Source organism: Actinosynnema sp. ALI-1.44, assembly GCF_001984155.1.
Classification (GTDB): Bacteria; Actinomycetota; Actinomycetes; order Mycobacteriales; family Pseudonocardiaceae; genus Kibdelosporangium.
The window spans coordinates 85,103-98,538 of sequence record NZ_MTQO01000035.1 but is presented as its reverse complement, the minus strand read 5'-3'; the positions used below and the strand labels follow the sequence as shown (position 1 = coordinate 98,538).

14 protein-coding genes, 1 pseudogene and 2 riboswitches are annotated in these 13,436 nt (G+C 69.0%); of the genes and pseudogenes, 11 read left to right on the top strand and 4 right to left on the bottom strand.

What is annotated here, in order from left to right; translation table 11 throughout:
• Nucleotide 1: 1 nt before the first annotated feature.
• From gcvH to gcvP, 6 genes are all read left to right on the top strand, one after another.
• A complete protein-coding gene (gene gcvH / locus ALI144C_RS08910) occupies nt 2-385 on the top strand; it encodes a glycine cleavage system protein GcvH (protein ID WP_076986540.1) in 384 nt (127 codons plus the stop codon).
• A 122-nt stretch (nt 386-507) separates the two neighbouring features.
• On the top strand, nt 508-957 hold the full coding sequence (gene garA, locus ALI144C_RS08905) for a glycogen accumulation regulator GarA (protein WP_076986539.1): 450 nt from the start codon (nt 508-510) through the stop codon (nt 955-957).
• Between the two features lie 32 nt (nt 958-989).
• Nucleotides 990-1,652: a transcriptional regulator FtsR gene (gene ftsR, locus ALI144C_RS08900; protein ID WP_076986663.1), complete on the top strand. Its 663-nt coding sequence runs from the start codon at nt 990-992 to the stop codon at nt 1,650-1,652.
• Nucleotides 1,653-1,819: 167 nt separating this feature from the next.
• The gene (locus tag ALI144C_RS08895; protein WP_037260078.1) at nt 1,820-2,293 is read left to right on the top strand and encodes a bifunctional nuclease family protein; all 474 of its coding nucleotides are present in this window, start codon (nt 1,820-1,822) and stop codon (nt 2,291-2,293) included.
• A 267-nt stretch (nt 2,294-2,560) separates the two neighbouring features.
• On the top strand, nt 2,561-3,133 hold the full coding sequence (locus ALI144C_RS08890; RefSeq protein WP_076986538.1) for a MerR family transcriptional regulator: 573 nt from the start codon (nt 2,561-2,563) through the stop codon (nt 3,131-3,133).
• A gap of 64 nt (nt 3,134-3,197) precedes the next feature.
• Nucleotides 3,198-3,296, top strand: a riboswitch (glycine riboswitch).
• Nucleotides 3,297-3,401, top strand: a riboswitch (glycine riboswitch). It begins immediately after the preceding riboswitch.
• A gap of 42 nt (nt 3,402-3,443) precedes the next feature.
• Entirely contained in the window at nt 3,444-6,317 is a 2,874-nt protein-coding gene (gcvP, locus tag ALI144C_RS08885; protein ID WP_076986537.1) for an aminomethyl-transferring glycine dehydrogenase, read from the top strand.
• Nucleotides 6,318-6,452: 135 nt separating this feature from the next.
• On the opposite strand, the pseudogene ALI144C_RS58980 reads toward gcvP, so the two are convergent.
• Together ALI144C_RS58980 and ALI144C_RS08875 are read right to left on the bottom strand one after the other, a co-directional pair.
• Nucleotides 6,453-6,635: pseudogene (locus tag ALI144C_RS58980) on the bottom strand (adenylyltransferase/cytidyltransferase family protein); the annotation flags it as partial.
• A gap of 24 nt (nt 6,636-6,659) precedes the next feature.
• Nucleotides 6,660-7,280, bottom strand: a complete 621-nt coding sequence (locus ALI144C_RS08875) for a hypothetical protein (protein ID WP_076986536.1) — start codon at nt 7,278-7,280, stop codon at nt 6,660-6,662.
• A 30-nt stretch (nt 7,281-7,310) separates the two neighbouring features.
• Here ALI144C_RS08875 and ALI144C_RS08870 point away from each other — a divergent pair, with 30 nt between their 5' ends.
• The gene (locus ALI144C_RS08870) at nt 7,311-7,940 is read left to right on the top strand and encodes a TetR/AcrR family transcriptional regulator (RefSeq protein WP_076986535.1); all 630 of its coding nucleotides are present in this window, start codon (nt 7,311-7,313) and stop codon (nt 7,938-7,940) included.
• Here the strand turns inward: ALI144C_RS08870 and ALI144C_RS08865 are convergent.
• Complete coding sequence (locus tag ALI144C_RS08865; protein WP_202818894.1) at nt 7,911-8,117, bottom strand: hypothetical protein; 207 nt, start codon at nt 8,115-8,117, stop codon at nt 7,911-7,913. The genes ALI144C_RS08870 and ALI144C_RS08865 overlap by 30 nt on opposite strands.
• Nucleotides 8,118-8,284: 167 nt before the next feature.
• Nucleotides 8,285-9,196, bottom strand: a complete 912-nt coding sequence (locus ALI144C_RS08860) for a LysR family transcriptional regulator (protein ID WP_076986534.1) — start codon at nt 9,194-9,196, stop codon at nt 8,285-8,287.
• Between the two features lie 50 nt (nt 9,197-9,246).
• Here ALI144C_RS08860 and ALI144C_RS08855 point away from each other — a divergent pair, with 50 nt between their 5' ends.
• From ALI144C_RS08855 to ALI144C_RS08840, 4 genes are all read left to right on the top strand, one after another.
• Nucleotides 9,247-10,179: a Gfo/Idh/MocA family protein gene (locus ALI144C_RS08855; protein ID WP_202818893.1), complete on the top strand. Its 933-nt coding sequence runs from the start codon at nt 9,247-9,249 to the stop codon at nt 10,177-10,179.
• Nucleotides 10,180-10,235: 56 nt separating this feature from the next.
• Complete coding sequence (locus tag ALI144C_RS08850) at nt 10,236-11,255, top strand: GlxA family transcriptional regulator (RefSeq protein ID WP_237774052.1); 1,020 nt, start codon at nt 10,236-10,238, stop codon at nt 11,253-11,255.
• A gap of 64 nt (nt 11,256-11,319) precedes the next feature.
• A complete protein-coding gene (locus ALI144C_RS08845; RefSeq protein ID WP_076986532.1) occupies nt 11,320-12,471 on the top strand; it encodes an epoxide hydrolase family protein in 1,152 nt (383 codons plus the stop codon).
• A 5-nt stretch (nt 12,472-12,476) separates the two neighbouring features.
• On the top strand, nt 12,477-13,436 hold the full coding sequence (locus ALI144C_RS08840; protein ID WP_076986660.1) for an alpha/beta fold hydrolase: 960 nt from the start codon (nt 12,477-12,479) through the stop codon (nt 13,434-13,436).

Sequence of the window (13,436 nt, the reverse complement as noted above, 5' to 3'; positions counted from 1 at the left end):
CGTGAGCACGCCGGAAAACTTGAAGTACACGCCTGACCACGAGTGGATCGCGGTGAACGGCGACACCGCGCGGGTCGGCATCACCGACTTCGCCCAGGAGCAGTTGGGAGACGTGGTCTTCGTGCAGCTGCCGGAGGTCGGCGGCACGGTGTCGGCCAAGGACTCGATCGGCGAGGTGGAGTCGACCAAGAGCGTGTCGGAGATCTACGCGCCGCTCGGCGGCGAGGTGATCGCCGTCAACGAGGAGCTCAACGACACCCCCGAGCTGATCAACTCGGACGCGTTCGGCGAGGGCTGGATGTTCGAGCTGAAGATCACCAACGAGGCCGAGCTCGGCGAGTTGCTCGACGCGGACGCCTACCGCGCACTCACCGGTCAGGCATGAGAAGGATCTTGGGCTGGTTCCGCAGGCGCCGTGGTGCGTCAGGGGGACCAGCCGATTCGCCATCCGACCCGCACGGTACGTTTGGCGGAACAAGCGAATCCAGTAGCAGGAGGAGAGCTCAGGTGAGCACGAACGACGGACCCGGCGTTCCGCCGGAGCAGTCTCCGGAGCGGACCTCCGTCTTCCGGGCCGACTTCCTCGCCGACGCCGAGGCGCAGCACGCGCCGCAGCCCGACCCCCAGGTGGCCGGCATCGACGCGCTGCCCGCGGGTTCGGCTCTGCTCGTCGTCAAGCGCGGTCCGAACGCGGGATCGCGGTTCCTGCTTGACCGCGACACCACGAGCGCGGGCAGGCACCCGGACAGCGACATCTTCCTCGACGATGTCACGGTTTCCCGGCGGCACGCGGAGTTCCGGCGGGAGGGCGGGGACTTCGTGGTGATCGACGTCGGCAGCCTGAACGGCACGTACGTCAACCGCGAACCGGTGGACCAGGCCGTCCTCGCCGGCGGCGACGAGGTGCAGATCGGCAAGTTCCGCCTGGTGTTCCTCACCGGTCCAGGGGGCCAGTGACGGCGTCGGCCGGACGGCCGCTGCCTGACGGGATGAGCATCGGCACGGTGCTGGGTCAGCTGCGTGCCGAGTTCCCGGACGTGACGGTTTCCAAGATCCGGTTCCTGGAGTCGGAAGGTCTGGTGCTGCCGGGCCGGACACCGTCCGGCTACCGGCAGTTCACCGCGGCGGACGTGGAACGACTGAGGTACGTGCTGCGCGCGCAACGCGACCAGTACCTGCCGCTGAAGGTCATCAAGCAACAGCTCGCCGCCGCGGACCGGGGTGAAAGCCCCGGTCCGCGTGGTGTGTCCGGTCACCGGCCCCAGCCCGCCGACGACGGGCCGCGCTCGCTGACCAGGGACGAGTTGCTGGCGGCGACCGGTCTCACTCCGGCGACGCTCACCGAGCTGGAAGAGTTCGGGCTGGTCAAACCGGGTGACGACGGGACGTACGACCCGGTGGACGCCGAACTGGGCATGGTGGTCAGGGCGATGGCGAGGTTCGGCATCGAGCCGCGGCACCTGCGGGCGTACCGCGCGGCGGCCGACCGGGAAGTCGGCCTTCTTGAGCAGATCGTGACACCGTTGTACCGGCAACGCGACACGCGCGCCCGGGACCGGGCTGACCAGGCGTTGCGCGAGCTGGCGTCGCTTTCTGTTGCGCTGCACACACTTTTGGTGAAGATGGGGTTGCGGCGGGTGACAGGCGGCTAGAACAGGCCATCATACGAGGTGGACGCGGTCACATCGTGATCGATATGCAAGCCTGGGAAGTCGAGCGTGGGGCCCGGATGGCGGGTAGCGTCATTGTTGACGATGCGCGATCCTCTTGGCAGCAGGGGGTCGTCGCGGTTGAGCGTTGCTGAGGGAGGCGATGGCCGATGAGCGAGATGCGCGTCGTTGGCGTGCGGGTCGAATTGCCCGCCAACCAGCCGATCTTGTTGCTCCGCGAAACCGAGGGCGAACGCTACCTGCCGATCTGGATCGGCTCGGTCGAGGCCACTGCGATAGCACTCGAGCAACAGGGCGTGCGGCCCGCGCGGCCGCTGACCCACGACCTGCTCAAGGACGTGATCGCGGCGCTCGGCCGTGAGCTGGAGCAGGTGCGGATCACCGACCTGCGGGAAGGCACGTTCTTCGCCGAGCTCGTCTTCGACGGCGACATCAGGGTGTCGGCCAGGCCGAGCGACTCGGTCGCGCTGGCCCTGCGGATCGGTGTCCCGATCCACGCGGAGGACTCGGTGCTCGCCGAGGCAGGCCTGATCATCCCGGACGAGCAGGAAGACGAAGTGGAGAAGTTCCGCGAGTTCCTGGATTCGGTCTCGCCGGAGGATTTTAGGGGTGCGGACACCTGAGCCGAGGCCGCGCAAGCGGCCATTCGGGTGTCCGCGTACCCGCTGCGCTGCCCATTCACCAGCCGGATCAAACCTTCGAGTGGTGTGAACCACTTCTCTCGATTGTCGCCGCACCGCGCGTCGCGTTGACCGGGATGCTCAGCCGTCCTACCGTCGGATGCGAGCCCATGACGACGGCGTGACCACCACAGGCGCCGCCGTCGAACGCTCATGACCGGCGTTTCCTGTTCCTGGGGGCGGGCGCCGGGGACGATGGGAGGCAGTGTGATGGAGCAACGGCCTGACAGTCCGCTCGTCGGCGTGGACGCCGGTGAACAGGGCGAACTGTTCCCGGACGCTTCACTGCCCGACGAGCTGGTCGGCTACCGCGGTCCGGCCGCCTGTGAGATCGCGGGGATAACGTACCGGCAACTGGACTACTGGGCGCGCACCGGGTTGGTCGCCCCGTCCATCCGGACAGCGCACGGATCGGGCAGCCAGCGGCTGTACTCGTTCAAGGACATCCTGGTGTTGAAGGTGGTCAAGCGGCTGCTGGACACCGGAGTCTCGCTGCAGAACATCCGGGTGGCCGTCGACCACCTGCGCCGCAGGGGCGTGCGCGACCTGGCGAAAATCACCCTGTTCAGCGACGGTACGACGGTCTACGAGTGCTCGTCGCCGGAGGAAGTCGTCGACCTGCTGCAGGGCGGCCAGGGCGTGTTCGGCATCGCGGTCAGCGGCGCCATGCGGGAGATCAGCGGAACCATCCACGAGTTCCCGGCCGAGCGGGCCGACGGAGCCGAGTTGATCCAGCATGACGACGAGTTGTCCGCAAGGCGACGCGCACGCAACGTCGGGTGACAAGATTCAAGTAAGAGTGGATCGGGCGATGATCTGCCACAAGGTATCCTTGGCAAGCAGTCGCCGACGTCGTGCGGGAGAGACCGGGTTGCGCTAGGGGCCCGGCACCGAAGGAGCAATTCCTCCCCGGAACCTCTCAGGTACCCAGGACCGCACGAAGAAGACGCCTCTGGAAAGTGGGCCGCACGGCCCCGCCGACGGTGAAAGCCCGCACTAGCCGCGGGTGAAGCTCTCAGGCGCCCATCCGGGTATGGACAGAGGGGGAGGGCTTGCCGGAGCACGCCCGACTCCCCATGCCGGAGGCACCACGATGACCCAGGACCGTATCTCACTGGCAGACCTCGAGCACGGGACTCCGTTCGCCGACCGGCACATCGGTCCCCGGCCCGGCGAGCTCGCCCGGATCCTCGAGCTGGTCGGTGTCGGCTCGCTCGACAAGCTGGCCGAGCGCGCGGTGCCGGACTCCATCCGCGAGGACGACCTGGTGATGGACCTGCCGCCCGCCGCGACCGAGGCGGAGGCCCTGGCCGAGCTGCGGGCGCTGGCCGCGCGCAACCGCCCGATCACGCAGATGATCGGCCTCGGCTACTACGGCACGCTCACGCCGCCGGTGATCCTGCGCAACGTGCTGGAGAGCCCGGCCTGGTACACCGCGTACACGCCGTACCAGCCGGAGATCTCGCAGGGCAGGCTCGAGGCGCTGCTGAACTTCCAGACCATGGTCGCCGACCTGACCGGGGTGCCGGTGGCCAACGCGTCGATGCTGGACGAGGGCACGGCCGCGGCCGAGGCGATGACGCTGGTGCGGCGCGGCGGCAAGGCGAAGTCGGCCCGCTTCCTGGTCGACGCCGACACGTTCCCGCAGACCATCGCCGTGATCGAGACCCGCGCCGAGCCGCTCGGCATCGAGGTCGAGGTGGCGGATCTGACCAGGGGACTGCCCGACGGCGAGTTCTTCGGCGTGCTGCTGTCGTACCCGGGCGGCAGCGGTGTCGTACGGGACCACTCGGCGCTGATCGAGGAGGCGCACGGGCGGGGTGCCCAGGTCGTCGTGGCGGCGGACCTGCTGTCGTTGACGCTGCTGCGCCCACCGGGTGAGATCGGCGTGGACGTGGTGGTCGGCACGACCCAGCGCTTCGGTGTGCCGATGGGCTTCGGTGGCCCGCACGCCGGGTACATGGCCGTCCGCAAGGGCCTTGAGCGCCAACTGCCGGGCCGTCTGGTCGGTGTGAGCGTCGACGCCGACGGCTCGATGGCCTACCGCTTGGCGTTGCAGACCCGTGAGCAGCACATCCGCCGCGAGAAGGCGACCAGCAACATCTGCACCGCGCAGGTGCTGCTCGCGGTCGTCGCCTCGATGTACGCCGTCTACCACGGCCCGGCGGGCCTGAAGTCGATCGCGCTGCGGGCGCACCGGATGGCGACTGTGCTGGCCGCCGGGCTGCGTGCCGGTGGTGTCGACGTGGTGCACTCGGAGTTCTTCGACACGATCCGGGTCCGCGTGCCCGGTCGTGCTTCCGACATCGTGCGCTCCGCCCGTGAGCGTGACGTCAACCTGTGGCTGGTCGACGCCGACCACGTGGCGATCTCGTGCGACGAGACCACCACGCGTGCGCACCTCGCCGCTGTCTGGGATGCCTTCGGTGTCGCCGGTGACGCCGACGCGCTCGACGCGTCCACTTCGGACGTCATCCCGGCCGGGCTGCTGCGGACTTCGGAGTACCTGACGCACCCGGTCTTCCACACGCACCGCTCGGAGACGGCGCTGCTGCGCTACCTGCGTGGCCTGTCGGACAAGGACATCGCGCTCGACCGCAGCATGATCCCGCTGGGGTCGTGCACGATGAAGCTGAACGCGACAGCGGAGATGGAGCCGATCACCTGGCCGGAGTTCGCCACGCTGCACCCGTTCGCGCCCGCGGAGGACGCGGCCGGGCTGCTGGAGATCATCGCCGACCTGGAGAACTGGCTGGCCCAGATCACCGGCTACCACGCGGTGTCGTTGCAGCCCAACGCGGGCAGCCAGGGCGAGTTCGCCGGTCTGCTGGCGATCCGCGCGTACCACCGCGACCGCGGCGAGACCGGTCGTGACGTCTGCCTGATCCCGGCGAGCGCGCACGGCACCAACGCGGCGTCCGCGGTGATGGCGGGCATGCGGGTCGCGGTGGTGAAGTGCGACGAGAACGGCAACATCGACATGGACCACCTGCGTTCGTCGGTGCAGGAGCACAAGGACGACCTGGCCGCGATCATGATCACGTACCCGTCGACCCACGGCGTGTACGAGGACACCGTGCGCGAGGTCTGCGCACTGGTGCACGACGCGGGCGGCCAGGTGTACGTGGACGGCGCGAACCTGAACGCGCTGATCGGCCTGGCGCAGTACGGCAGGTTCGGCTCGGACGTGTCGCACCTGAACCTGCACAAGACGTTCTGCATCCCGCACGGCGGCGGAGGCCCGGGCGTCGGCCCGATCGGTGTGCGCGAGCACCTGGCCCCGTTCCTGCCCAACCACCCCCTGCAGCCGCAGGCGGGCCCGAAGACCGGCGTCGGCCCGATCAGCGCGGCACCATGGGGCAGTGCGTCGATCCTGCCGATCTCGTGGGCCTACGTCCGCATGATGGGCGCGGACGGCCTGCGCAACGCGACCCTGACAGCAGTGGCGGCAGCGAACTACGTGGCCAGGCGGCTGGACGAGCACTACCCGGTGCTGTACACGGGCGAGGGCGGTTTCGTCGCCCACGAATGCATCCTGGACCTGCGCACGGTGACCAGGGAAACCGGCGTGACCGTGGACGACGTGGCCAAGCGCCTGGCCGACTACGGCCTGCACGCGCCGACGATGTCGTTCCCGGTGGCGGGCACATTGATGGTCGAGCCGACCGAGAGCGAGGACCTGGCGGAGCTGGACCGCTTCTGCGAGGCCATGATCGCGATCAAGAAGGAGATCGACAAGGTCGCCGCGGGCGAGTGGCCAGCCGACGACAACCCGCTGTGCAACGCCCCGCACACGGCAGCGTCGATCGCGGGGGAGTGGAACCATCCCTACAGCCGCGAGGTGGCGGCATTCCCGGTGGCGTCGGACCGCCCGAAGGCCTGGCCACCCGTCCGCAGGATCGACGGAGCGAAGGGCGACCGGAACCTGGTCTGCTCCTGCCCGCCGTTGGACGCGTACACCAGCTGAGCGACGAAAGCCCCGGCCACGGCCGGGGCTTTCTTTCAGGCCGTCAGGGCTGGGTCGTCGCCGCGATGAGGGTCGAGGAGATGTGCGCCTGACCCGCACCAGTAACCGGCCTGCGCTGGAACCCACCGTGACGTTGGCCAGGTCGCGGGTCATGTCGGACAGCAGGGTCAGTCGTTCGGCGAGAGGGAGCCTGCCGGTCTTCGCCGGGTTGGTCATGACGCACATGACGACTTCGTCGAATATGTCCGCGACCCGGCGCGCCACGTCGAGGTGTCCCTGTGTGGCCGGGTCGAAGGAGCCGGGGAACACGGCGCGCATGCTTCGCATGTCAACGATCGGCTGTCAACGATCGGCACGGATCAGGACGACGCCGTACGCGCCGATCCAGACGACCCACAGCAGCCAGCCGAACAGTCCGGGCAGGGCCAGTGACAGGGTTGCGGACGTGAACATCAACGCCGCCGAGACCAGGCCCAGTCCGGCGTGCCACGGCCGGATCAGGCCCGCGCGCAGGCCGCCGAGGGACAACCCGAGCATCGCGATGGCCAGGAATGTGCCGTTGAGGGTGAACACGGTCTCGTGCAGCGCCCAGAGGCCCTCGGTGGGCGGTGCGGACGCCAGCGCGAGCCGCAGCGCGATGACGACGGTGAAGGCACCGTTCTGCAGCAGCAGGCCGCTGAGGCCGACCAGTGCCCATCCTCGGGCCAGTTCCGACCGCCAGAGGGTGACGACCGCGCCCGCGGCGAAGATTGTGGCCAGCGTCCACGTGAGCGGGCCGAGAGCGGTCGCGATGTCGAGTGCCGTGCTGCCGCCTGCGAAGAACGCGGCGGCGTCGCGGAAAGCTGTGCCCGGCGTCGGTAATCCCGCTGGTACCGCGATCGCGTTGGCCAGCGCTATCAGGATCGCGAACCCCAACCCGGCGGCGCCGCTGATCGGGGTGAACGATTTGAGTTTAACCATCATATAATCAATATAGCGAGTGGAAGGTGATTGATGGAGACCTCACGGCGGAAGTACGACTCCCTCAAGCGGTCGGCCCAGGCTCTGCAGACGCGTGCGGAGATCGCGCAGGCGGCGAGGCGGTTGTTCGTGGAGCAGGGCTGGGTGGCCACGACAGTGCGGGATGTCGCGCAGGCGGCGGGTGTGTCCGTGCCGACCGTGTATTCGGTCTACGGCAACAAGGCCGGGCTCGCGCTGGCTGTCGCGGACGCGGCGGACCTGACCGCGGACGGGATGCGGATGGTCGAGGAGCTGGAGGCCGGGGCTGATCCTGTACAGCAGCTCGCGGCGATGATCGGCTACGACAGGCGGCTCTACGAGCGCTCCGGGGACGTGATCGTGTTGATGCGAGAGGCCGGTCGCGTGGAGCCTGAGCTGGCGAACGTGTACCGCGAGGGGCGTCGCCGAGGTGACGAGACGCGGATCCAGGTGTTCTCGTCGTGGCCGGATCTGCGGCTGGAGGTGCCGGAGGCGGTCGACGTGTACGCGGCGCTCTGCAACATCGACGTGTACCTGACGCTGGTCGACGAGCGCGGCTGGTCGCCGGACCGGATCGAGCGTTGGTGGAACGAAGTGCTGGCCGGGCAGTTGCTGTCAGTCCGTGACGACGACGCGTTCCTGTAGAGCCTCGACCACGCCCAGCGCGGCGATCAGCACGAGCGTGACGCCGTTGGCGACGATCACCGGCAGGTCAGTGCCGAGCAGGCCGTAGACCAGCCCCGCGCCGACGCCCGCGCACATCATCAGGATCCAGGCCCATGACAGGTCGCGTGCGCTGCCCGTGCGAATGGTCCGCAGCACCTGCGGCAGGAAGGCGAGTGTGGTCGGTGCGCCCGCTTCCCTTGCACAGCCAGCCGAGGCGCTCGACGAACTCTGCGAGCTAATGAACGCCCCACACCAGGCCGGACGTGCTGGGCCGTCGGTGTCGCCGTGCCCTCGACCGTCCGCGCGGACTGGTCCGCGCGCTGTCACTCCGACAGCAAGCCCAGTACCAGTTCGATGACCGGCGACGCTTGTGCGCCTTGCGGGACGGCCGCGAAGATCCGCCGTCTCGGAGCCGGGGCGGCCACCGGCCGGATCGCCACGCCGCCCGGCAGCGACCGCTGGGCCAGACGAGGGATCAGCGCGACGCCGTGTCCATGGGCCACCAGTTGCGCCACGGCCTGCCAGTCGTTGGTCCTGTGCACGACATCGGGCGCGAAACCCGCTGCGGCGCAAGCGGTTGCCGTGATCGCGCCGCAGCATCCCGTGCCGTCGCCCGCGATCCAGGGCTCCTCGGCCAACGCGGTCAGCTCGACCTGCTGCGCGGCGGCCAACGGGTGCTCGCGGGGCAGTGCCACGTCCAACTCGTCCGCGCCGAGGTCGACCTGGTGGTAGCGCGGGTCGTTCACGGCGGGTGATCCGACGAAGCTCACCGCGAGGCCGATGGTCAGTTTGCCCGCGTCCAGCAGGTCGAACAGGTCCGGTGGCTCGGCCTCGACGACTCGGATGGTCAATGTCGGCGCGGTGTCCCTGGCCCGGTCGAGCAGGTGCGGGATCAGTCCGGTGATCGCCGTGGGGAACGCGCCGACCGTGACGGTGCCGTGGGTGATCTCATCCCACGAGTCGAGGTCGTGCCGGGCGCGTTCGATGTGTGCGAAGACCGCGTCGGCGTGTGCCAGCAACGTCCGGGCCCGGGGCGTCAGCACGACACCGCGACCCTCGGGCCGGGTGACGGGGAAACCGAGATGCTTCGACAAGCCCGCGAGCTGCTGGGACACCGCCGACGGCGTCAGGTGCAACGCCTCCGCGGTGGCCGTGACGCTGCCGCGCTCCCGGAACTCCCGCAGCACACGCAGGCGCCGCAGATCATCCATGAAGTCCAGGCTTAACGGTTTCATTCACTTATCGTAGATAGAACTAATGCGTGGGGATGCGCCAGGATGTGCGCATGAGTGAGATAAGGCTGGGCATTGTCGGACTCGGCGTGATGGGCAGGCGAACTCTCGGCGTCGCCGTCGACCACCCCGACTTCACCGTGGTCAGGGCCAGTGACGTCACCCCCGCCGACCCCGGGGTTCCGTTCACCACCGACCCCCAGGAGGTGGTCACCGCCGACGACGTGGACGCGGTCTACATCGCCACCCCGCCCGCCTCCCACTCCGACCTCGCGGTGACCGCGCTGCGCGCGGGCAAGGCCGTCTTCTGTGAGAAGCCGCTGGCGGTCAGCCTGGCCGACGCCCAGCGGATGCTCGACGCCGCAACGGAAACCGGGCTCGCGAACGCCGTCAACTTCGCACTGTCCGACCGCGACGCCGTGGTGCACGTGGCCGGTGCCGACCTCGGCACGGTCCGTGGCGTGGACATCCGGGTGCAGTTCCTGCGCTGGCCAAGGGACTTCCAGGCGACCGCGACCTGGCTGGCCCGCCGCGAGCAGGGCGGGTTCGTCCGGGAAGTGCTGTCCCACTTCGTATACCTGACCGACCGGATCGTCGGTCCGCTGGCCGCGGTCGAGACCAGTGTGGACTACTCCGACGGCCCGGACGGCACCGGCAGCGAGGTCGCCGCGCGCGGTCTGCTGCGCGCCGGTGACGTGCCGGTGCACGTGTCCGGGATGTCCGACCTGGCCGGGCCCGAGCGCTACGAGTGGACCATCTGGGGCACTCGCAGGTCGTACATGCTGCGTGACTGGGCGCAGTTGTACGTCTCCGAAGGCGGCCCGTGGCAGCCGGTCGAACTGTCGGGCAAGCACGGCACGGAACACAGCAGGCTCACGCTGTTCGCCGAGGCCATCCGTGGTGGGAAACCCGCTGATCTGGCCGATTTCGCCGCCGGGTACCGCGTCCAGCACGCCATCGAGGCGTTCCACGGCCTTCAGTCCTGACTGAAATAGCTGGTCAAGGCGGGTGCAAGGGGTCGACGGGGATCTAGGATCCGCCAATGACCCTGATGCTGGAATCGGCTGGGAGCCAGCCGGCGACCGCCGAGTCACGCCCGGTGCGCAGCCTGGTCGTGGTGGTGTTCAACGGTGTCTCGTTGGGCATCATGTCGTTCGCGTTCGGCGTTTTCGACATGGCGGCCAACTTCGGTGAACTGCGGGACGTCGACATCCGGATGGTCGGCGGCGAACCGGGCTCCACACTGCGCGGCGGTGGGCTGGACTGCCCGGTGCCCTACGACCTCGCCGCCATCCGGGAGGCGGACCTGGTGATCGTGCCGAACTGGCGGTCGCCCATGGAACGTCCACCAGAGCCGTTGCTCGACGCGATGCGAGCCGCGCACAGCAGGGGCGCGCGGCTCGCGGGGCTGTGCAGCGGTGCGTTCGTCGTTGCCGCGACGGGACTTCTGGACGGCCGTCCGGCCACGACGCACTGGGGCATGGCAGATCTGATGTCCGACATGTACCCGACGATCCGGGTCGACTCCGGTGCGCTCTACATCGACGACGGCGACGTGCTCACCGCGGGCGGCGGCGCGTCCGGAATGGACCTCGGCCTGCACCTGATCCGCACGCTGTGCGGCGCGGACGTGGCCAACCGGCTGGCCAAGAGCATGGTGCTGCCGCCGCACCGGCCCGGTGGGCAGGCGCAGTTCATCGAGTCGCCCATGCCCGACCTGCACGACGAGGACCCGGTCACCGAGTCGATGGCGTGGGCACTGACCAAACTGGACACCAACCTGCCCGTCGACGCGCTGGCCAAGCGCGCGCACATGAGCAGGCGCAACTACGACCGCAGGTTCCGCGACATCACCGGCAGCGCACCGGCGACCTGGCTGACGCACCAGCGCGTGATCCGGTCGCAGCAACTGCTGGAGTCCACGTCCCTGCCGGTCGACCAGATCGCCAAGTACTGCGGGTTCTCGTCCGCTGCCGCGCTGCGGCCGCATTTCCGGCGGCTGGTCGGGGTGACGCCGCAGGCGTACCGGGAGACGTTCGGGATGGCCGAGAGCGTGTCCTGAAACCGACGCCCGTTGGCGTGATCGCGTATCACGCCGACGGCGGCCACTGGGTCAAGCTATTGCCATGAGCAGCGAAAACACCGAGATCAGGCCCTTCACGATCGACATCCCGCAGTCCGAACTGGACTACCTGCGCGACCGGCTGGCCCGCACCCGCTGGACCGGCCCGCAGGTCGGCGGCTGGGAGCGCGGCGTCCCGACGGACGTGCTCAAGGACCTGGCCGGTTACTGGGCGGACGGGTACGACTGGCGCGCCAACGAGGCGCGGATGAACGAGTTCCCCCAGTTCGTCACCGAGATCGACGGCACGGACGTGCACTTCCTGCACGTCCGCTCGCCGGAGCCGGACGCGTTCCCGCTGATCCTGACGCACGGCTGGCCGGGCACGTTCGTGGAGTACCTCGACGTCATCGGCCCGCTGACCGACCCCAGGGCGTACGGCGGCGACCCGAAGGACGCGTTCCACCTGGTCATCCCGTCCATGCCGGGATTCGCGTTCTCCGGCCCCGCCAAGGACGAGGGCTGGGGCATCCCCCGCATCGCCAGGGCGTGGGTGCAGCTGATGGACAGGCTTGGCTACGAGCGCTACGGCGCCGCGGGCAATGACGCGGGCTCGATGATCTCGCCGGTTCTCGGTGCGATCGCGCCGGACCGGGTTTCCGCGGTGCACGTGACCCAGGTGTTCTCGTTCCCCAGCGGCGACCCCACCGAGTTCGACGGCTTCGGCGAGCAGGAGTACGGCAGGCTCGGGTTCCTGCAGCGGTTCATGGACGAGCACTCCGGGTTCAACAAGCTCCAGTCCACTCGCCCGGAGACCCTCGCGCACTCGCTCGCCGACTCGCCCGTCGGCCAGCTGGCCTGGGTGCTCGACCTGCTGCGCGGTTTCGGCGAGCACCCGTCCGAAATGGACAAGGCGCTGGACGCGGACTTCGTGCTCACCATCGCGTCGCTGTACTGGCTGACCAACACCGGCGGTTCCTCCGCGCAGCAGTACTACGAGAACGCCCACCTGCCGCAGGAGCCCGCCGAGCGCGGCACCGTGCCGACCGGTGTGGCCGTGTTCGCCCACGACTTCCAGGCGATCCGCCCGCTGGCCGAACGGGACCACAACATCGTGCACTGGAGCGAGTTCGACCGCGGCGGCCACTACTCCGGCACCGACGCCCCCGACCTGCTCGCCGCCGACCTCCGTACCTTCTTCCGCGACTACAGGTGATCTCCTTGTCTCTCAACCGACGCAACCTCTTCTCCATCGGCGCGGCGGGCGCGGTGCTCGCCGCGACGGGCCAGCCCGCCCTGGCCGGGCAGGACGCTCCGTCCGACGAAGCGCTGACGAGGTCGTTACCCGGCTTCAGCCACGGTTACGCGAGACTCAACGGCATCCGGATGCACTACGTGACCGGCGGCCGGGGAAGGCCGCTGGTGCTCGTGCCGGGCTGGCCGCAGACCTGGTGGGAGTTCCACAAGATCATGCCCGCGCTCGCGACCCGCTACCGTGTGATCGCGGTGGACATGCGCGGCCAGGGCGGCACGGACAAACCGGCGGGCGGCTACGACAAGAAGACGATGGCCCGCGACATCCACGAACTGGTCCGGCACCTGGGGTACGAGCAGGTGGACATCGTCGGCCACGACATCGGCGCGATGGTCGCGTTCAGCTTCGCCGCCAACCACGCGGCGGCGACCCGGTCGGTGAGCCTGCTCGACGTCGGTCACCCGGACGAGAGCCTGTTCCACATCCCGCTGCTGGCGCCGCCCGGCGTGCCCGTGCACGTGTGGTGGTTCGCGTTCAACCAGGTGCGCAGCCTGCCGGAGCAGTTGCTCACCGGCCGCTTCCGGTACATGGTGGACTGGTTGTTCGACAACCTGCTGTTCGACAAGGCCTCAGTCAGCGGACGGGACCGCGCGGTCTACGCGGCGGCGTGGGACAAGCCGGACGCCGTCCGCGCGGGCAACGCCTGGTACCAGGCGTTCTACCAGGACATCGAGGACCAGAAAGCGTACGGCAAGATCACCGCGCCGATGCTCGGGCTGGCCGCGGGCTACAACGACACCCTGGATCAGTCGTTGCCCGGTAAGGGAACCGACGTCCGGCTCGGCCGGATCCAGAACACCGGGCACTTCCTGCCCGAGGAACAGCCGGAGGCGGTGCTCAGGGCGTTGACCGACTTCCTACGCTGA